19 protein-coding genes are annotated in these 18,087 nt (G+C 67.8%); 8 read left to right on the forward strand and 11 right to left on the reverse strand.

The window, feature by feature from the left end; all coding sequences use genetic code 11:
- Nucleotides 1–11: 11 nt before the first annotated feature.
- From EV283_RS03625 to EV283_RS03640, 4 genes are all read right to left on the reverse strand, one after another.
- The gene (locus EV283_RS03625) at nt 12–1,175 is read right to left on the reverse strand and encodes a polysaccharide pyruvyl transferase family protein (protein ID WP_165391685.1); all 1,164 of its coding nucleotides are present in this window, start codon (nt 1,173–1,175) and stop codon (nt 12–14) included.
- Nucleotides 1,176–1,765: 590 nt separating this feature from the next.
- Entirely contained in the window at nt 1,766–2,272 is a 507-nt protein-coding gene (gene ruvC, locus EV283_RS03630) for a crossover junction endodeoxyribonuclease RuvC (RefSeq protein WP_056411838.1), read from the reverse strand.
- 195 nt (nt 2,273–2,467) lie between these two features.
- On the reverse strand, nt 2,468–3,211 hold the full coding sequence (locus EV283_RS03635) for a YebC/PmpR family DNA-binding transcriptional regulator (RefSeq protein ID WP_056411839.1): 744 nt from the start codon (nt 3,209–3,211) through the stop codon (nt 2,468–2,470).
- A 29-nt stretch (nt 3,212–3,240) separates the two neighbouring features.
- Nucleotides 3,241–3,783 carry a DUF1003 domain-containing protein gene (locus EV283_RS03640; protein ID WP_130322725.1) on the reverse strand — a complete coding sequence of 181 codons (543 nt, stop codon included), beginning with the start codon at nt 3,781–3,783 and terminating at the stop codon, nt 3,241–3,243.
- Nucleotides 3,784–3,894: 111 nt separating this feature from the next.
- Between EV283_RS03640 and EV283_RS03645 the strand changes: the two genes are divergently transcribed.
- Complete coding sequence (locus tag EV283_RS03645; RefSeq protein ID WP_107956797.1) at nt 3,895–5,358, forward strand: ATP-binding protein; 1,464 nt, start codon at nt 3,895–3,897, stop codon at nt 5,356–5,358.
- On the opposite strand, the gene EV283_RS03650 is transcribed toward EV283_RS03645, so the two are convergent.
- The 3 genes from EV283_RS03650 to EV283_RS03660 form a co-directional block, all read right to left on the reverse strand.
- Nucleotides 5,359–5,643 carry a DUF1294 domain-containing protein gene (locus tag EV283_RS03650; RefSeq protein WP_130322727.1) on the reverse strand — a complete coding sequence of 95 codons (285 nt, stop codon included), beginning with the start codon at nt 5,641–5,643 and terminating at the stop codon, nt 5,359–5,361.
- 89 nt (nt 5,644–5,732) lie between these two features.
- Nucleotides 5,733–5,975, reverse strand: coding sequence for a DUF2312 domain-containing protein (locus EV283_RS03655; protein WP_197942503.1), 243 nt, complete (start codon nt 5,973–5,975; stop codon nt 5,733–5,735).
- Between the two features lie 196 nt (nt 5,976–6,171).
- On the reverse strand, nt 6,172–6,492 hold the full coding sequence (locus tag EV283_RS03660; protein ID WP_130322729.1) for a DUF1244 domain-containing protein: 321 nt from the start codon (nt 6,490–6,492) through the stop codon (nt 6,172–6,174).
- A gap of 81 nt (nt 6,493–6,573) precedes the next feature.
- Here EV283_RS03660 and pyk point away from each other — a divergent pair, with 81 nt between their 5' ends.
- From pyk to EV283_RS03680, 4 genes are all read left to right on the forward strand, one after another.
- Nucleotides 6,574–8,037 (forward strand): pyruvate kinase, encoded by a 1,464-nt coding sequence (gene pyk / locus EV283_RS03665; RefSeq protein ID WP_130322731.1) that lies wholly within the window; start codon nt 6,574–6,576, stop codon nt 8,035–8,037.
- Nucleotides 8,038–8,644: 607 nt separating this feature from the next.
- Nucleotides 8,645–10,699 (forward strand): carbon starvation CstA family protein, encoded by a 2,055-nt coding sequence (locus EV283_RS03670; protein ID WP_130322733.1) that lies wholly within the window; start codon nt 8,645–8,647, stop codon nt 10,697–10,699.
- On the forward strand, nt 10,696–10,884 hold the full coding sequence (locus tag EV283_RS03675; protein WP_130322735.1) for a YbdD/YjiX family protein: 189 nt from the start codon (nt 10,696–10,698) through the stop codon (nt 10,882–10,884). The genes EV283_RS03670 and EV283_RS03675 overlap by 4 nt, the downstream gene beginning before the upstream one ends.
- Nucleotides 10,881–11,402: a biliverdin-producing heme oxygenase gene (locus EV283_RS03680; protein WP_130322737.1), complete on the forward strand. Its 522-nt coding sequence runs from the start codon at nt 10,881–10,883 to the stop codon at nt 11,400–11,402. The genes EV283_RS03675 and EV283_RS03680 overlap by 4 nt, the downstream gene beginning before the upstream one ends.
- Nucleotides 11,403–11,423: 21 nt before the next feature.
- Here EV283_RS03680 and EV283_RS03685 read toward each other — a convergent pair whose 3' ends face one another.
- Together EV283_RS03685 and EV283_RS03690 are read right to left on the reverse strand one after the other, a co-directional pair.
- A complete protein-coding gene (locus EV283_RS03685; RefSeq protein WP_056411856.1) occupies nt 11,424–11,726 on the reverse strand; it encodes a polyhydroxyalkanoic acid system family protein in 303 nt (100 codons plus the stop codon).
- 9 nt (nt 11,727–11,735) lie between these two features.
- Entirely contained in the window at nt 11,736–12,155 is a 420-nt protein-coding gene (locus EV283_RS03690; protein ID WP_130322739.1) for a VOC family protein, read from the reverse strand.
- 319 nt (nt 12,156–12,474) lie between these two features.
- On the opposite strand from EV283_RS03690, the gene lnt reads away from it, so the two are divergent.
- From lnt to EV283_RS19545, 3 genes are all read left to right on the forward strand, one after another.
- Nucleotides 12,475–14,019 carry an apolipoprotein N-acyltransferase gene (gene lnt / locus EV283_RS03695; protein ID WP_130322741.1) on the forward strand — a complete coding sequence of 515 codons (1,545 nt, stop codon included), beginning with the start codon at nt 12,475–12,477 and terminating at the stop codon, nt 14,017–14,019.
- 71 nt (nt 14,020–14,090) lie between these two features.
- A complete protein-coding gene (gene metK, locus EV283_RS03700) occupies nt 14,091–15,332 on the forward strand; it encodes a methionine adenosyltransferase (protein WP_130322743.1) in 1,242 nt (413 codons plus the stop codon).
- 229 nt (nt 15,333–15,561) lie between these two features.
- Nucleotides 15,562–16,605 carry a methyl-accepting chemotaxis protein gene (locus EV283_RS19545; RefSeq protein WP_130322745.1) on the forward strand — a complete coding sequence of 348 codons (1,044 nt, stop codon included), beginning with the start codon at nt 15,562–15,564 and terminating at the stop codon, nt 16,603–16,605.
- 7 nt (nt 16,606–16,612) lie between these two features.
- Here the strand turns inward: EV283_RS19545 and EV283_RS03710 are convergent, their stop codons facing one another.
- Nucleotides 16,613–17,233 (reverse strand): phosphatase PAP2 family protein, encoded by a 621-nt coding sequence (locus tag EV283_RS03710; protein WP_130322747.1) that lies wholly within the window; start codon nt 17,231–17,233, stop codon nt 16,613–16,615.
- Nucleotides 17,233–18,057, reverse strand: a complete 825-nt coding sequence (locus EV283_RS03715) for a formate/nitrite transporter family protein (protein ID WP_130322749.1) — start codon at nt 18,055–18,057, stop codon at nt 17,233–17,235. Before EV283_RS03715 ends, EV283_RS03710 begins: the two co-directional genes overlap by 1 nt.
- Nucleotides 18,058–18,087 lie beyond the last annotated feature (30 nt).

The following is an 18,087-nucleotide window of genomic DNA, read 5'->3' on the forward strand; positions in this document are numbered from 1 at the left end:
CGAGCACGACGTCATCTGCTCAACGCCGCCAGCCGCGCGCTGACGGTGATGTCGTGTGCCTCGAGCGCCGTGCGAAAGACCCGGGCAAGCGTTTCGCGGCGGGTGTCGAATGCCGCGCCGGTCCCGGGCGTCCAAGCGTTTGCGACGACATCGCGCAGATCCGATAGCGGCGCGTCGTCGAACGGCTGCGTCGGGATCGCCATCGTCTCCGCCATTTCGCGCGTTCGGCTGTCGACATGGAGGACGACGCCCGGTCGCTCGGCCTGGATGGCAAGCGCCACGCCGTGGAATCGCGGCCCGATCGCATAGTCGTAGCGGCGCAGGAAGCTCATCCAGTTCTGGCTGTCGGTAAAGACGAAGGCCCTGCGCCGGCCCCACGCCACGACCTGCGCGGGGGTGAGACCCGGCAGCAACCGCTGCGCCAGCATCGCGAACTCCGCGCTTTGCATATCCGCGGGGTCCGATCGGGCGAGCGCAATCATCGTTGCCGGATGCTGGACGACATAGCATCCGTCATCGCGCTCCGCTGCGGCGATCAGGCGATGCTCCGGTGCCATGTCGGCATGATGCTGGTGGCCGGCCGCGATCGCGGGTCGCGGTCCGAGCCCGGCCGCGACTCGCGCCGCGATCCGCGCGCCAAGGTCGCGGGTCGGCGACAGGAACAGCGACGGACAGCCGATGATGGTCGAGGCATAGCCGTTCCGCGCGAGGATCTCCGCGGTATAGGCGCCGCGCACGAGCATCGCGGGCGCCGCGCCCGCTGCCGCGGCGACGACGTCGAGCGCGGCGCGAGTGCCGGGCTTCAGATCGAGACTCGCACCGAGCCCGGGGGCCTGCGCGCCCAGACCGACCAGCAGCACGGGCAATCCGAACGCCGCGAGCCGCGCCGCCCATCCTGCCAGATCGACATGATCGCCAAGCTGGTTCGCGCAGGCGACCACGATGATGTCGGCGGTCGCGCGGACGATCTCGGGCGGCGTGCTCCAGGTGATCATATGCGAGTCGGCGAGCGACGCGACCAACCCGTCGACATAGGCGACATTGCCCGCATTGCCGCCAAGCGCCTCGGTCAGCGTCGCCGCATCCGCGGTCGGGACACGGCCCGCGTCGCCGAGCTGTCGGATCGACAGGTTGGGCAGGATCGCGACACGGCGGCGGGGCTTCGAGACCGCCATGCTAGGCTGTCGCAGAGGACGCGCGTGCGGGATTGCCCGCCGCCGCATTGTGCAGAGCGTCCGTGGCGGTCGTCATCCGGCCGCAGTTCCCGCCATCGTCGCCCCGTTCATGGCGCGGCTGAAAACCCTTCCCGGTACGGCGCACGGGGATGCCGATTTCGCGCACGTGGCGCGAGACTTTGAACCGTGCCCCCCTGCGGGCTCGGAATGGCCTTGAGGGTCCCTGCGCCGCCGGATGCCGTCGCGCCGCATATACCGAACCAGTCCCGACGGGACCGCCATAGGCTTCGCCGCGCGGACGCTGTCGGATCAAAATCCGAGAATATCGAGGCTGCAAAAGATGATGTGTCATAGAGAGCGGCGCTCTTTCGCAATTGGCATCACTCGCCGTAGCGGCCGAAGCGTTGCGAACAAGACGCCGCGCACGCTCCATCAGCTTTCCGCCACTTGGTCATGACTATGCTGACGGAGCAAGACGCTAAAAGTCGAAACAGCGCATGATGTAATTGGGTATTACTTACAACGGATAGTGTCGGGCACATCGCTTGCCGGACTGCGTTGCTGATCGGGACCGCCCCGTCGGCCTGCTCTCAGGCGCCAACGCCCGTTCGTCGCGCCATCGCAGCCGCGCTCGCGACGTGGTGTGCGTGGGTGATCGCCACCGCCAGCGCGTCGGCGGCGTCGGGGCCGGCGAGTTTCGCGCCGGGCAGCAGGACCGCCATCATCGCCTGGATCTGCTTCTTGTCCGCGCCGCCGGTGCCGACGACGCCCTTCTTCACGGTCGAGGGGTGGTATTCGCCGATATGCAGCCCAGCACCCGCCGCGGCGAGCAGCACGACGCCGCGTGCCTGGCCGAGCTTGAGCGTCGATTGCGCGTTGGTGTTGCCGAGCACCTCCTCGACCGCGGCGCCGTCGGGGCGTTCGGTGCGGATGACATCGATCAGCGCATTGTACAGCGCGGTGAGGCGGCGCGGGAGCGCCATCGACGGGTCGGTCTTGATCTGGCCGTTGGCAATATGGCTCAGCCGGTTGCCGTCGGCGCGAATGACGCCCCAGCCTGTGGTGCCCAGGCCTGGGTCCAGTCCGAGGATGATCATGGGAAGAAGAAAGGTTGGTTCGCGCGGAGGCGCGGAGACGCGGAGGTGGTGCGCTCCTGGCTATCGCCGCGCGTCAGCGGGACTTCCGCTCCATCGGGCTGGCCGACAAATGGAGGGCCGCTGGCGCGGAGAACGACTGCCCGAAGCGCCACTCTCCGCGTCTCCGCGTCTCCGCGCGAACCAACCGTCTTCATCTCAACCCAGGGTCTCCATGATCTCGTCCGAGATCTCGTAATTGCCCCACACGGTCTGTACGTCGTCGTCGTCGTCGAGCGCGTCGATCAGCTTGAACAGCGTGGCGGCATCGTCGGCGTCGACCGCGACCATCGTCTGCGGGCGCCAGGCGAGCTTGGCGCCTTCGGCTTCGCCGAGCTTCGCCTCGAGCGCCTTGGCGACTTCGTGCAGGTCGCCCTGCGCGGTCCAGACCTCATGCCCGTCCTCGCTCGACGACACGTCCTCGGCGCCGGCTTCGAGCGCGGCTTCGAACACCGCGTCGGCATCGCCCGCGCTCGCCGGATACGAGATCAGGCCGACCCGGTCGAACGCATGGCTGACCGAACCGCCCGCGCCCAGGTTGCCGCCGTTCTTGCCGACCGCGACGCGCACGTTGGTCGCGGTGCGGTTGCGGTTGTCGGTCAGCGCCTCGATGATCAGCGACACGCCGCCGGGACCGAAACCCTCATAGCGGATCTCTTCGTAATTCTCGGCATCGCCGCGGCTCGCCTTGTCGATCGAGCGCTGGATGTTCTCCTTGGGCAGCGACGCCGCCTTGGCCGCGTTGACCGCCGCGCGCAGGCGCGGATTCATGTCGACGTCGGGCAGGCCCATCTTGGCCGCGACGGTGATTTCGCGGCTGAGCTTGCTGAACGCCGACGAGCGCTTCTTGTCCTGCGCACCCTTGCGATGCATGATATTCTTATATTTGGAATGGCCTGCCATCTGTGCCTCTATGATTTGATGCCCCGCTCTTAGGCTCCGGAGGCGCTTTTCGCCAGACCGTCGATTTTCGCTTCGATCGCGTCGAGCCGCGCGAGAACGAGGTGATCGATCTTGTGGTGCACGCGCAGGATGTCGAGCTCGGCGCGCAGGTTGGTCTCATAGTCGAGGCTGGCGGCGAGACGGTCCTTCGCCGATTGCCGGTTCTGGCTCATCATGATGATCGGCGCCTGGATCGCCGCGACCGTCGACAGCAGCAGGTTGAGGAAGATGTAGGGATAGGGATCGAACGCCCGCCCGAACTGCGTGAGGATGTCCGAATTGAGGATCATCCAGCCGACGAGCACCACGGTGAACGCGATGATGAACCCCCACGACCCGCCGACCGCGGCCACGCGGTCCGACAGCCGTTCGCCGACCGTGGCGCGTTCGTCGGCGAGGTTCGCGGCATCGCGGCTGACCGTCGTCCCCGCCTCGATCCCCGCGAGCACGCGGCGTTGCGCGTCGTCGAGCTCGCCGGGGGGCTTGCCGAGCAGGCGTTGCGAGAGATCGTCGAGCGGAGAGGATGTGGCCATGCCGAGGCGTACCCCGGATCGTCGTCCAAGCCAGCGCGCAAAACCGCACTTGCGACGAGACCCGCGAAAGACTCCTTGCCCCCAAGCGCCCGCACCTGCCAAACGCGCGGCATGACGGTTAGCGTGAATATGGGCACCGACGGCAATGGTACGGCCGTCGGCGTCGACCTGGAGGAACTACTCGCCACGCGCCTGTTGGTGCAGGGCAATTCGGGATCGGGAAAATCGCATCTGCTGCGCCGGCTGCTCGAGCGATCGGCGGGGCATGTCCAGCAGATCGTGATCGATCCCGAGGGCGATTTCGTGACGCTGGCGGGTCCGCACGGCCATGTCGTGATCGAGGCGGGCGACTATAGCGAACGCGAGATCGCGCGGATCGCCACGCGGTTGCGCGAACACCGGACGTCCGCGGTGCTCAGCCTCGAGGGGCTCGAGGTCGAGGGGCAGATGCGCTGCGCCGCGTCGTTCCTCTCCGCGCTGTTCGATGCTCCGCGCGAGCATTGGTATCCGGTGCTGGTGGTGGTCGACGAGGCGCAGATGTTCGCGCCCGTCACCGGCGGCGAAGTGTCGGAAGAGGTCCGCCGTGCCTCGCTCGCGGCGATGACCAATCTGATGTGCCGCGGGCGCAAACGCGGCCTTGCCGGCGTGATCGCGACTCAGCGATTGGCGAAGCTCGCCAAGAACGTCGCGGCGGAAGCGTCGAACTTCCTGATGGGTCGCACCTTCCTCGACATCGACATGGCGCGCGCCGCCGATCTGCTCGGCATGGAGCGCCGCCAGGCCGAAGCGATTCGCGATCTCCAGCGCGGCACCTTCATGGCGCTCGGGCCGGCGGTGTCGCGCCGTCCGATCACGGTGAAGATCGGCGACGTCGCGACCTCCGCGCGCAGCGGCAGTCCCAAGCTCACCCCCCTCCCCAGTGCCGCGCCGATGGACTTGCAGGACCTCTTGTCCGAACCGGTCGTCGACGCGCCCGAGCTGGGCCTGTTGTTCGATTCGCGCCCGCGTCGCGTGCCGGCGGAGGAGCTGCTCGACGGCATCGCCCGCCCGCCCGAGCCGCGCACCGCCGCGCCGCCGCCGCCCGAGAAGACCGACGACGAGGTCGAGGCGGTCTATGCCGACGTCTTCCGGGCGATAGTCGAGGATCCCGAATCAACGCTGCGGCCACCGTCGGTGCTGTTCCAGGATTTCCAGGTGCGCTGCCGGATGGGCGGCCTGGCGAAACCGCCGCTCGACCTGCCGGGCTTCGTCCGCCGCTTGAGTTGCGCGCGTGCGGGGATCTTCGACATGACCGACGAGGCGTGGACGGCCGCGCTCGACGTGGCGAGCGGACTGCCGGACGACATGCTCGGCGCGTTCCTGCTGGTCGCCCGCGCGGCGCGGGAGGGCGAACCCTGCCCGTCGGACGCACGGATCGCGGCGACGTACGGCACGAGTTCGATCGGCCGCGTGAAGCGCCTGATCGGCTATATCGAAAGCCGCGAGTTGATCGTCTGCCGCACGGATCTGGCCGGCAAGCGCTCGATCACGATCCCCGGGCTCGGCTGGACGACGCTGCCGGCGGAGGCGGCGTAGCTAGAAGGCGAACGCAAAGACCAGTCCGGCGACGACGCCGACCTGCACCATCGCAATCATCTGGAGGCGGCCGACGAACGGCTGCTTGCGGGTCTTGTGGCGAAAACGGCGGCGTGCCCAGAAGGCGCCGGGGCTACCGCCGAGCGCTGCGAACCACAGCAGGCGGGCTTCGGGGATGCGCCATGCGCCGGCATGCGATCGGCGCTTGTCGAGCGCAAACGCGGCGACGGTGACCGCGTTGATCAGCAGAAACAGCAGGAACGCCGCAGCGATCGGGACGAGCATGTCTTACCGGTACCGCGTCGGCGTTGACGCGGCGTCCCCCTCGGCGTCGATGACGCATCGCGAGGAAGACACCGCGCAGGGTTCGATCGTCAGATCATCCCCAACGCCTGGAGGTACACCTCGAGGATCGCCTCTTCCTCCTGATACTCTTCCTTCTTCTTCTTGCGGATCGACAGGATCTTGCGGATCGCCTTGGGGTCGTAGCCGCGGCCCTTGGCTTCGGCCATCACGTCCTTGATGTCGTCCGAGATACCCTTTTTCTCTTCTTCGAGGCGCTCGGCGCGCTCGATCAGCAGGCGCAGTTCGTCCGCTGCGACCGCGCCGCCGCCCATGCCGTGTTGCCGTTCGTCAGACATCGAAAATTCCCCACTCGCGGGCGCCACAGGCGCCGGCCTCAAACCAATCGAAATACCCCACGCCGTTGATCGCCGTCGCAGGGCGTCGTGAATCAGGCTGCTGTGGGTGCGTCGCCGCGTCTAGGCGTTTACCGTGTTCGGCTCAAGCGACGCCGCGGCGTATCGCCACAAATCAGGCGCCAGCCGATTGCGGCGCGTTCTTGGCGACGCTTTGCTTCATCCGTTCGAGCTGCTCAGGGGTCGCATCGCCCTGGTGATGCGCCTTCCACTGCGCATAGGGCATCCCGTACACGGTCTCGCGCGCCGCATCCTTGTCGAGACCGCCAGCCTCCTCAACCCAGTCGGACAGGCAATTGCGGCAGAAACCGGCGAGTCCCATCAGGTCGACATTCTGCGCATCGTCGCGGTGGCGGAGGTGGCGGATCAGGCGGCGGAAGGCCTGCGCCGCTACGGCATCGTCCAAAGTATCGAGTGGGTCGGTTTCGGGATTCATTCGTATGCTCCGTGGTTGATCCGGCGGAGATAGGGTTTAAGGCCCGTCGCGGCAAAGAGCTTCCCCGAGGAAACCGCACGCATGACCATCGCTATCGCCCCCCGCTTGCGGAAGGTCCGCATCCTCGCGACGCTTGGCCCTGCCAGCAGCACGCCCGAGATGATCGCCACGCTGTTCCGCACCGGCGCCGACGCGTTCCGCATCAACATGAGCCATGGCGACCAGCAGTCGAAGATCGCGGTGATCCAGGCGATTCGTGCGCTCGAAAAGGAATATGGCCGCCCGTCGACGATCCTCGCCGACCTCCAGGGGCCCAAGCTGCGTGTCGGCAAGTTCGACGGCGGCCGCACGGTGCTCGAAACCGGCTCGACCTTCGTGCTCGACCGCGACACGACGCCGGGCGATGCGACCCGCGTCGAACTGCCGCATGACGAGATCTTTGCCGCGATCGAGCCGGGCGCGCGCCTGCTGCTCGACGACGGCAAGCTGGTGCTGCGCGTCGTCTCGCACAGCCCGCGCGAGATCACGACGCGCGTCGAGGTCGGCGGCGCGCTGTCGAACAACAAGGGGCTGAACGTCCCCGACGTCGTGCTGCCGATGGCCGCGCTGACCGAGAAGGATCGCAGCGATCTCGACTTCGCGGTCGACCAGGGCGTCGACTGGATCGCGCTGTCGTTCGTCCAGCGCCCCGAGGATCTGTGGGAAGCGCGGAAACTGATCGGCGGCAAGGCCGCGCTGCTCGCCAAGATCGAGAAGCCGGCGGCGATCGAGCGGCTCGATGAGATCGTCGAGGCGTGTGACGGCGTGATGGTCGCGCGCGGCGATCTCGGCGTCGAGATGCCGCCGCAGGCCGTGCCGCCGCTGCAGAAGCGCATCGTCGAGGTTTCGCGCCGGATGGGCCGCCCGGTGGTGGTCGCGACGCAGATGCTCGAATCGATGATCACCTCGCCGTCGCCGACGCGCGCGGAAGTGTCCGACGTCGCGACCGCGGTCTATGACGGCGCCGACGCGATCATGCTGTCGGCCGAGAGCGCGGCGGGCGCGTGGCCGGTCGAATCGGTGGCGATGATGGATGCGATCGGCGTCTCGGTCGAGGGCGATCCCGAGCACGGCGACCGCATGCACTTCACCGTGATGAAGCCCGATCCGACGACCGCGGACGCGCTGGCCGAAGCCGCGAAGAACATCGCCGCGACGGTCTCGGCGGTGGCGATCATCTGCTTCACCACCTCGGGCTCGACCGCACGCCGGATCGCGCGCGAGCGGCCTTCGGTGCCGCTGCTGGTGCTCACGCCGAGCCAGGAGACCGCGCGGCGGCTCGGGCTGCTGTGGGGCACGCATGCGGTCCACACGCGCGACGTCGAATCGTTCGAGGACATGGTGGCCAAGTCGAAGCGTATGGCGCTGCGCCACGGCATGGCGAAGGCGGGCGACCGGGTGATCGTGCTGGCGGGCGTGCCGTTCCGGACGCCTGGGTCGACCAACGTGCTGCATGTGGTTCGGATCGTGGGGGACGAGCTGAAGGGGCATCACTCGCAGGTTTGAGGTCGGGGGGCGGTTTGATGTGACGCAGACTGCCCTCGTCATCGTGAAGACACGCCTCACTTAGCCGTTCCCCCGCGGAGGCGGGGGTCCAGGGTACCGAGCGCTACGGTATTTAGCTGAGCCCCCGCGTCCGCGGGGGAACGGCTCTTGGTGTGGGGATCGGCGCTGCGTCGGTTGGGGCCTCGATCGAGCGGGGCCGGGAGCCAGCGTCCCCTTCCCCGTTCTGTTGGGCTCGTTCCGGCATCCACGGTTCCGCATCCTCGCTGTCGTTTGCGTACGCGGAACGATGGGTCCCGGCGTCCGCCGGGATGACGGGAGGGGGTTTATCCTAGAGGGGGTTAGCTCGGAGAGGGTTGGCGCTCCGCATCTTCCAAAATGCATCGAGCCGGCTTGCCCACGCCTTCCCCCCCCCCCCCCCGGCGAAGGCCGGGGCCCAATTGGGGGACGGTCATGACGACGCTCCCCGCTCCATTACGGCAACCTTTCCAATTGGGCCCCGGCCTTAGCCGGGGTGGTCCCTGACCGGGGGCAGCCCCCTAATCTAGGCTAGCGCTGCCGCCCCGAATACGCGATGCCGCGCAGACGGAAGGCACGGGAGAGCGCACGCATGACTTTACGCGAGAAGATCGGTTGGGGCGCACTCGCCCTGCTCGGAGCCTGCGCGCTCGCAGTGGTCGCCTTCCATCGCGGCGAGCACGTCAACGCGCTGTGGATCGTCACCGCCGCCGTCTCGGTCCAGCTGATCGCGTACCGCTTCTACGCACGCTACATCGCGCGCCACGTCATGCAGCTCGACCCGTCGCGGAAGACCCCGGCGCTTCGCCGCGCCGATGGGCTCGATTATGTCGCGACCGACCGCAACGTGCTGTTCGGCCACCACTTCGCAGCCATCGCCGGCGCCGGGCCGCTGGTCGGGCCGGTGCTCGCCGCGCAGATGGGCTATCTCCCAGGGACGCTCTGGATCCTGGCCGGCGTCGTGCTCGCGGGTGCGGTGCAGGATTTCATGATCCTGTTCATCTCGATGCGCCGCGACGGCCGCTCGCTCGGCGAGCTGATCCGCATGGAGATGGGCGCGATCCCCGGCGTGATCGCGTTGGTCGGCGCGTTCGCGATCATGGTCATCATCCTCGCGGTGCTCGCACTGATCGTGGTCCGCGCACTCGCCGGCAGCCCGTGGGGGCTGTTCACCGTGGCCGCGACGATCCCGCTGGCGTTCCTGATGGGCATCTACACGCGGTGGATCCGGCCGGGGAAGGTCGGCGAAGTCTCCGTGCTCGGCGTCATCGGGCTGCTCGCGGCGATCGTCTATGGCGGCACCGTCGCCGCCTCGCCGACGCTCGCGCCGCTGTTCACGCTGACGCCGGTGCAGCTGTGCGTGCTGATGGTCGGCTACGGCGCGGTCGCGTCCGTGCTGCCGGTGTGGCTGTTGCTGGCGCCGCGCGACTATCTGTCGACCTTTCTCAAGATCGGCGCGATCGTCGCGCTGGCGATCGGCATCGCGGTCGTCGCGCCGCCGCTGCGGATGCCGGCGCTCACCCCGTTCATCGACGGCAGCGGCCCGGTCTGGTCGGGCGGGCTGTTCCCGTTCCTGTTCATTACGATCGCGTGCGGCGCCGTCTCCGGCTTCCACGCGCTGATCGCCAGCGGCACCACGCCGAAACTGATCGCCAGCGAGGGCGACGCGCAGTTCATCGGCTATGGCGCGATGCTGATGGAAAGCTTCGTCGCGATCATGGCGCTGGTCGGCGCGTCGATCCTCGACCCGGGCGTCTATTTCGCGATGAACAGCCCGGCAGCCGTAGTCGGCACCGACTTCGCCTCGGCGGCGAGCGCGGTCACCGCGATGGGCTTCCCGATCACGCCCGAGCTGCTCGCGCAGACCGCCAGGGACGTCGGCGAGACCACGATCGTCTCGCGGACGGGCGGCGCGCCGACGCTCGCAGTGGCGATGTCGGAGATCTTCAGCCACCTGGTCGGTGGGCAGGCGATGAAGGCGTTCTGGTATCACTTCGCGATCCTGTTCGAGGCGCTGTTCATCCTGACCGCGGTCGATGCCGGCACGCGCGCGGGGCGGTTCATGCTGCAGGACCTGATCGGCCTTGCGGTGCCGTCGTTCCGCAATGCGTCGGCGATCGTGCCCGGGCTGATCGCGACCGCGCTGTGCGTCACCGCCTGGGGCTTCTTCCTGTACCAGGGCGTCACCGATCCGCTTGGCGGGGTGAACACGCTGTGGCCGCTGTTCGGCATCTCGAACCAGATGCTCGCCGCAGTCGCGCTGGTGCTGGCGACGGTCGTGCTGTTCCGGATGAAGCGGCAGCGCTACGCGTGGGTGACGATCCTGCCCGCCGCGTGGCTGTGCCTGTGCACGATCACCGCCGGGCTGATGAAGCTGTTCGCAAGCGATCCGAAGGTCGGCTTCCTCGCGCATGCGGCCAAGTTCTCCGACGCGGCGGCGCGCGGCGAACTGCTCGCGCCCGCCAAGACGATAGCGGAGATGCAGCGGATCATCTTCAACGACCGGATCGACGCGGCGCTCTGCGCGCTGTTCCTGGCGGTGGTGCTGTCGATCGTGGTCTTCGGGATCCGCACCTGCCTTGCGGCGCTGAAGATCGACCGGCCGACGGTGACCGAAGTGCCGCCGCAGCTGGTGGCCGCGAAATGATCCGCGCTTTCTATGCAAAGGCGCGCGAGACCGCGCTGCTGATGGTCGGCGTGCCGTCCTATGCCGCCTATTGCCAGCACATGGCCGAGCGGCATCCCGATCACCCGCCAATGGACGAACGCACGTTCTTCCGCGATCGGCAGGAGGCGCGGTACGGCAGCAAGGGCGGAGGGCGGTGCTGTTGACCGGGACGCTTTCGACCGTCGCCCGCCTCCGCGCGGCGACGGCGAGCGATCACGACGCGGTCGACGCCGGGTTCGGCCGCTATGACCTGAGCGATACGGGGGAGTACCGCGCGTTCCTGATCGCGCACGCCAGGGCGCTGCCCGCGGTCGAGGCGTGGCTCGACGGTATCGCGGGGCTTGCCCCGGTCCGGTCACGTCGCGACGCGCTTGCCGCCGATCTCGCCGCGCTGGGCGAGGCGATGCCGGCACCGATGTCGTTCGACGTGGCGCCGAGTGCGGCCGCCGGTTGGGGCGCGATGTACGTGGTCGAGGGGTCGCGGCTCGGCGGGATCATGCTGTCGCGGTCGGTGTCAGAGGGCCTGCCGTCCGCCTATCTTGGTGCGAAGCATCTGTCGGGCGAATGGCGCGCGTTGCTCGCGGCGATCGACGCGCAGCCCGCGGACGAGGCCTGGATCGCCGAGGCCGTTGCCGGCGCCAAGGCTGCCTTCGAACTCTATCGGCGCGCACCGGGGGCGTAACCCGCCCCCGGCGTTACGGCGTCAGCGCAGGAGCTTGGGCGCTTCCTTGCGGATCATGTCCTGGATCTTGCTGGCGAACAGCCCGAGGATGCCGGGCAGGTCGACGACCGCATGGACGTTGGTTTCGAACACGGTGACCGCGCTGGCGATCGTCTGGCCCATCGCCTGGATGGTGAAGTGCAGCGTGTCGCCGTCCCAGCGGTGATCGGTCACCGAGCCGCCGGGAATGCTCGCACTGATCTTGTCGATGCCGCCGTCGAGGCGCGCACGGACCGCGGCCTTGCCGAGTTGATGGGGAACGTCGACGGTGATGGGGTTGGCCATGTGTAGTCCTTAAGTCGCGAAAAGCATGTCGTCATGGGCGAACGCCTTGAACTCGAGCGCGTTGCCGCTGGGATCGAGAAAGAACATCGTCGCCTGTTCGCCGGGCTGGCCCTTGAAGCGGATGTGCGGCGCGATCCCGAACGTGATGCCGGCGGCGGTGACGCGTTTGGACAGCGCGGTCCAGTCGTCCATCGTCAGCACGACGCCGAAATGCGGCACGGGGACGGCATGGCCATCGACCGCATTCTCGACCGCGACGGGCTTGGCCGAGGGATCGAGATGCGCGACGATCTGGTGGCCGAACAGGTCGAAGTCGATCCAGTGGTCGCTCGAGCGGCCTTCCGGACAGCCGAGCGTGCTGCCGTAGAAGCTACGGGCCGCGTCGAGGTCGTGGACCGGGAAGGCGAGGTGGAAGGGGCGCAGGGTCATAGGGGGCGAAGATAGGTCGTGCGATCGGGTTCGTCACCCTTTTGCGGGCGCGCCGGTGTTCTCCCGCGAAGGCGGGAGAACAGTCTGGGTCCCCGCCTTCGCGGGGAAACAGGCTTTAGGCGGATCACAGCTCCCCCCATACCACCCCGGCGAAGGCCGGGGCCCAATTGGGGAACGCCGCCAACTCTGGGCAGCGCTCCGTTACTGCGACTTTCCCAATTGGGCCCCGGCCTTCGCCGGGGTGGTGCAAGGTGGCGTGCAATGACGCGATCCCGGCTAAGATATTGCCCGCTCCCCCCCGCGACGCCATAGCGCCTGCGTGACCCGTTTTCCCGCTCTCGCCTGCCTCATCCTCGGCGCGCTCGCCGCGACGGGGTTCGCTCCGCTCGATCTCTGGCCGCTGACGCTGGTCGCGTTTGCGCTGTGGATGACGCTCGTCCATCGCGCGCCGACGTTGCGGAGCGCGCTCTGGTGCGGCTGGGTGTTCGGGCTCGGGCATTTCACCGTGAACAACAACTGGTTCCAGCATGCGTTCGACTTTCAGGACGCGATGCCGCCGGTCCTCGGCTATTTCGCCGCGGTCGGGCTCGCGTTGTATCTTGCGGTATTCCCGATGCTGGCGGGCGCGCTGACGTGGCGGATCGCGCGGCGCCCCGGCACGCCTGACGCGACCTATGTGCTGGTCTTCGCTGCCGCGTGGATCGCGACCGAATGGCTGCGCGCGACGCTGTTCACGGGCTATGCCTGGGATCCGCTCGGCGTCGTCTGGCTGCCCGCGATCGGCGTCGCGCGGCTGTCGGCGTGGATCGGCACCTATGCGCTGTCGGGTGTGACGGTGCTGGCGGCGGGGGCGCTGGCGTTGCTCGCGCTGCGCCGCTGGGCGCTGCCCGCGATCGTGCTGCCCGCGCTTGGCCTCGCGGCGCTGTCCGCGCTATGGACAAATGCGCCGCCGCCTGCCCCCGGCACGCCGCTGGTCCGCGTGGTCCAGCCCGACATCGGCCAGGAAGACCGCAGCGAAACCGACGGCGAACGTGTCCTCTCCGCGCTCGAAAAGCTCTCCGGCGCCAATGATCGCGGGGCCGGCGCGCCGCCGCGCCTCGTCGTCTGGCCCGAGGGGGTCGTGCGCGACTATGTGGAGGACGGGTATCCCTTCTATGCCTATGGCTGGTCGAGCCCGCTCTACCTGCGCCGTCGCATGGCGCGGCTGCTGGGGCCGCAGGACATATTGCTGATCGGCGGCACCGCGCTGGAGTTCAACGCCAGGGATCAGATTTCCGGGGCCGCCAATTCGGTGTTCGCGCTCGACGCGCAGGCGCGGTTGCGAGGGCGGTACGACAAGGCGCATCTGGTGCCGTATGGCGAATATCTCCCGATGCCGTGGCTGTTGAAGCCGCTCGGCCTCGCGCGGCTGGTCCCCGGCGACATCGACTTCACCTCGGGCAAGGGCCCGGCGAACCTGACGCTGCCCGGCTTCGGCGCGATCGGGATGCAGATCTGCTACGAGATCATCTTCTCGGGCGAGGTCGTCGATCGCGCGCACCGGCCGCGCATCCTGTTCAATCCGTCCAACGACGCGTGGTTCGGCAAATGGGGCCCGCCGCAGCACCTCGCCCAGGCCAGGATGCGCGCGATCGAGGAAGGGCTGCCGATCCTGCGCGCCACCCCGACGGGCATTTCGGCGATCATCGCCGCCGATGGCCACCTCGTCGCCACCATCCCGCACGAGACCGCGGGCGCGATCGAGCAGCCGATACCGTCCGCGCTCCCCCCGACGCTGTTCTCGCGCGTCGGGAATGCGATGGCGGCGATCGTTGCCGCGATCATGCTCGCAACCGCAGTTGCCCTGCGCCGCCGCCAGCGCTAGAAGGACATATAAAGCTTTCCTTATATGTCGCTCCCCGGCCCTCTACCGGCGAGCCTTTGCGAAGAGGTTTCATGCGCAAGTCCTTTCTCTTCACCTCCGAGTCGGTCTCCGAAGGCCATCCCGACAAGGTCGCCGACCAGATCAGCGACACGATCGTCGACCTGTTCCTCGCCAAGGATCCCGAGGCGCGCATCGCCTGCGAGACGCTGACGACCACGCAGCTCGTCGTCCTGGCCGGCGAGATCCGCTGCCGTGGCGTTTACGAGTTCGGGAAGGTCGAGTGGAAGGACACCGACTACTGGGCCCCCGGCGCCAAGGACGAGATCGAGGCGGCCGTCCGCAACACCGTCAAGGAAATCGGCTACGAACAGTCGGGCTTCCACTGGAACGAATTCCGCTTTGAGAACAACCTCCACGGCCAGTCCGCGGAGATCGCGATGGGTGTCGACGAGAGCGGCAACAAGGACGAAGGCGCCGGCGACCAGGGCATCATGTTCGGTTACGCGACCGACGAGACCCCCGGCCTGATGCCCGCCACGCTGTATTACAGCCACAAGATCCTCGAGCGGATGGCCGCCGATCGTCATTCGGGCGCTGCCCCCTTCCTCGAGCCTGACGCCAAGAGCCAGGTGACGCTCGCATACGAGAATGAAAAGCCGGTCCGCGCGACCGCGCTCGTCGTCTCGACGCAGCATGCGCCCGGTTATTCGGAAAAGGGCAAGAACCCTGATTCGGCCAAATATGCCGAGCTGCGTGACTATGTCATGGGCGTGTTCACCGACGTTCTGCCAGCAGGCTTCATCTCGGACGAGACCGCGATCTACATCAATCCGACCGGCGCGTTCGAAATCGGTGGCCCTGACGGCGACGCAGGCGTCACCGGGCGGAAAATCATCGTCGACACGTACGGCGGCGCGGCACCGCATGGCGGCGGTGCATTCTCGGGCAAGGATCCGACGAAGGTCGATCGCTCGGCCGCCTATGTCGCACGCTATCTCGCAAAGAACGTCGTCGCCGCCGGGCTCGCCCGTCGCTGCACGATCCAGCTGAGCTACGCGATCGGCATCGCCGAGCCGCTGTCGGTCTATGTCGACACGCACGGCACGGGCACCGTGGAAGAGGCCAAGCTCGAGGCGGTCCTGCCGAAGCTCGTCCGCCTGACGCCGAAGGGCATCCGCGAGCACCTCAAGCTGAACGCACCGATCTACAAGAAGACCGCCGCCTATGGCCATTTCGGTCGCGATCCCGAGGGCGACACGTTCACCTGGGAAAAGACCGATCTGGTCGACGCGCTGAAGGCTGCTATCGCCTGACGATGCCCCTCCCGCCGGCGGGAGGACAGCGATACCGAGAAAGCCTCTCCCGAGCGATCGGGGGAGGCTTTTCTGTATCGGGACGATCGACGGTCGCGGGGGGCAGTCCGGGGAAGCGCGACTTTACGCTGCGATATCAGCCGCTTCTCGCAGAAATATCCGTTTCGAGACTATCAGCGATTAACCATTTTCGGCTACCGAAGCCCGGTCGCTACTTCGGATACTGCCCATGCCCCGCCGCATACGTTCTTTAGTTGCCTCACTGGGCGAGGAGGTCACCGCGCATGCGCGCCAGTCCGAGGCGATCGCCGGGCGGACCAACTTGCTCGCCCTCAACGCGACGATCGAGGCGGCGCGATCCGGCGAGGCCGGGCGTGGCTTCGCAGTGGTCGCGCAGGAGGTGAAGGCGCTGGCCGACCAGGCGCGCAGTTCGTCCGCGTCGTTCCGCGAACAGATCCTCGGACGACTCCAGCAGGGCGCGGCGATCGCCGACGATCTCGTGCGCGATGTCGAGGGCGGGCGGCTGGTCGAGCTGGCGCAGTCGATCGCCGACACGTTGTGCCGTACGCTGTACGACCGCTCGATCGACATCCGCATGCTCGCCTCGGACCATTCGGTCGGCGAGGCGATCCTGTTCCGATCCGATTCACCCAAGGCGGAGGCCAAGGCGCTCGAACGCCTGCGTGCGTTGCTGCGCTGTTCGCCCTATTTCCTCAACGCCTTCGTCGTCGATGCGAGCGGCGTGGTGGCAGTGTGCGCGCACGACAATGCCTCTGTCCGCACCGTCAATTTCAAGGGCTATCCGCAGTTCGAACGCGCGCTGGTGGCCGATCTGTCGCAGGAATGGTCGACCGACGACGTCTGGGAAAACCCCTGGTCGGATCGTCGCAAGGTGCTGGTCTATGTCGCGCCGGTTCGCTTCGACGGCGCGACGATCGGCGTCTGCTATCTCGAATATGATTTCGAGGGACAGGCGGCGACGATCATGGACGTCATCCGCAAATCGACATCGGACGCGGTCGTCAGCATCGTCGACCGACAGGGCCGCGTCGTCGCCAGCACCGGGGCCTACGCCTATCACGTGGTGCATCCATACGTGAAACCCGGCGACGCGCCGCAGATCGACGCGCGCGACGGGCTGGTGGTCGCGCAGGCGTCGGTGCCGTCCGACCATGGGTTCGCCGGGCTCGACCTGCGCTGCGTGATCGAGGACCATGTCGCGACCGATTACGAGATCGCCGCCGCGATGCGCGCGCGGATGCGCGTCGGCTGACCCGGCGCTAGGCGTTCGCGTCCGTGGCCGGGCCGGTCGCTACCTGCGCCTCGATGACCGGTGCGACCCGGTCGAATACCGCGCTGACGAGCGCCTCCGCGATCCAGCCGACTGCCGCGCCGACGACCAGGTCTGAGAGGTAATGCTTGCCGGTGAGCGGTTGCGCGACCGCGACCATGCCGCTGATCACCGCAGCCGGCGCCCCTGCCCCGCCGATGTCGCGCGACGCCGCGCGTGCGACCGCAACCGCGCCCGCGGTATGCCCCGAGGGAAACGACGTCTGTTCGTGGTCGTCGCTGTCGCCCGGCTCGAACTTCGCCTTGCCGTCTTCGATCGCCTGTTTGGGACGCGTGCGGTCGATCGAGCTCTTGATCGCCGATTTGACGAAGGTGGCCGCCGCATGCGCCGCGAGCATCCGCACCCCGCCGCGGATCATGTCGGGACGCCGCGCGATCAGCCCGATCACCGCGGTTCCGATCGAGGTCGCGACGAGCTGGGGCTGGTCGCCGATCTCGGCGAGCAACCCGGTCGCCTTGACGACCGGCCGGTCACGCTGTTCGGCCGCTTTTAACGTCACGTCACGATCCGCGGTCGCGACGGCCTTGGCGGCCCGTTCGATCTTGCCCATCAGTTCTCGTCCCGCCCGTTCATCTCGCCGCGCACCTGCGCATGTGCCAGCAAGGCGAACAACCCCGCACCGCCCAACAGGTTGCCGAGGATCGCCGGCAGCATCAGCTCGCCGAGCGTCTGCACGACGCCGGTCTTGCCGACGAACAGCAGCAGCCACGCCTCGACCGCGCCGACAACCGAGTGGCTGAACCCCCCGATCGCTACGACATAGGTAATCGCGGCGATGACCTGGAACGCCTGCCCGCGTGCATTGGGCAACGACCAGGCGAGGATCGCGATCATGAACCCGGCGGGGATCGCGTTGACGAACGTCGCGCCGGGCGACAGCTCGGTAATCGCCGCCGACACCTCGATCATCGCGGTGCGCAACTCGCTGCTGCCGAGCAGCCCCGCCGCGATCATTGCCGCGGCCAGCGCGGTCCCCAGCAGATTGGCGCCGAGTACGACCGCCCAGAGCCGCAAAGTCCGCCGCAGCGCCCAACCCGAGGGCTTGGTCACCAGCGGCAGCGTCGCGCTGATCGTGCTCTCGGTAAACAACTGCATCCGCCCGAGAATGACGACGAGAAACCCGATCGGATAGCCGAGCGACACGATCAGCGTGCGCCACGGCGTGTCGGGCAGCGCGGCGTGCAGCGCGCCCTCCGCGATCAGCGAGCTGGCGATTGCCATCCCCGCCGCGAGGCCGGAAAAGAACAGCGACGAAACCGGCCGGTCGAGTTCCTCCTGCCCCGCCTCGCGCACCGCGCGGTGCAGGTCCTTCGCATCGGCGGCCTTGAGGTCGTCGACATCGTCCTGCGGTGCGGTGCGATCGGGATTGGCCATTACGGGGGTGTAACGGCCCGCCCCCCGTTT

The organism is Sphingomonas sp. BK036 (assembly GCF_004216825.1).
GTDB lineage: Bacteria > Pseudomonadota > Alphaproteobacteria > Sphingomonadales > Sphingomonadaceae > Sphingomonas.

What these genes read in the sequence shown, in the direction of transcription:
- EV283_RS03670 (WP_130322733.1), top strand. Translation starts at nt 8,645, where the DNA reads ATGACTTTACGCGAGAAGATCGGTTGGGGCGCACTCGCCCTGCTCGGA.
- EV283_RS03640 (WP_130322725.1), bottom strand. Translation starts at nt 3,783, where the DNA reads ATGGCCACATCCTCTCCGCTCGACGATCTCTCGCAACGCCTGCTCGGC.
- EV283_RS03660 (WP_130322729.1), bottom strand. Translation starts at nt 6,492, where the DNA reads ATGAATCCCGAAACCGACCCACTCGATACTTTGGACGATGCCGTAGCG.
- EV283_RS03675 (WP_130322735.1), top strand. Translation starts at nt 10,696, where the DNA reads ATGATCCGCGCTTTCTATGCAAAGGCGCGCGAGACCGCGCTGCTGATG.
- metK (WP_130322743.1), top strand. Translation starts at nt 14,091, where the DNA reads ATGCGCAAGTCCTTTCTCTTCACCTCCGAGTCGGTCTCCGAAGGCCAT.
- EV283_RS03685 (WP_056411856.1), bottom strand. Translation starts at nt 11,726, where the DNA reads ATGGCCAACCCCATCACCGTCGACGTTCCCCATCAACTCGGCAAGGCC.
- EV283_RS03655 (WP_197942503.1), bottom strand. Translation starts at nt 5,975, where the DNA reads ATGGGCGGCGGCGCGGTCGCAGCGGACGAACTGCGCCTGCTGATCGAG.
- EV283_RS03715 (WP_130322749.1), bottom strand. Translation starts at nt 18,057, where the DNA reads ATGGCCAATCCCGATCGCACCGCACCGCAGGACGATGTCGACGACCTC.
- EV283_RS03710 (WP_130322747.1), bottom strand. Translation starts at nt 17,233, where the DNA reads ATGGGCAAGATCGAACGGGCCGCCAAGGCCGTCGCGACCGCGGATCGT.
- EV283_RS03625 (WP_165391685.1), bottom strand. Translation starts at nt 1,175, where the DNA reads ATGGCGGTCTCGAAGCCCCGCCGCCGTGTCGCGATCCTGCCCAACCTG.
- pyk (WP_130322731.1), top strand. Translation starts at nt 6,574, where the DNA reads ATGACCATCGCTATCGCCCCCCGCTTGCGGAAGGTCCGCATCCTCGCG.
- ruvC (WP_056411838.1), bottom strand. Translation starts at nt 2,272, where the DNA reads ATGATCATCCTCGGACTGGACCCAGGCCTGGGCACCACAGGCTGGGGC.
- EV283_RS03645 (WP_107956797.1), top strand. Translation starts at nt 3,895, where the DNA reads ATGACGGTTAGCGTGAATATGGGCACCGACGGCAATGGTACGGCCGTC.
- EV283_RS03650 (WP_130322727.1), bottom strand. Translation starts at nt 5,643, where the DNA reads ATGCTCGTCCCGATCGCTGCGGCGTTCCTGCTGTTTCTGCTGATCAAC.
- EV283_RS03635 (WP_056411839.1), bottom strand. Translation starts at nt 3,211, where the DNA reads ATGGCAGGCCATTCCAAATATAAGAATATCATGCATCGCAAGGGTGCG.
- EV283_RS03690 (WP_130322739.1), bottom strand. Translation starts at nt 12,155, where the DNA reads ATGACCCTGCGCCCCTTCCACCTCGCCTTCCCGGTCCACGACCTCGAC.
- EV283_RS19545 (WP_130322745.1), top strand. Translation starts at nt 15,562, where the DNA reads ATGCCCCGCCGCATACGTTCTTTAGTTGCCTCACTGGGCGAGGAGGTC.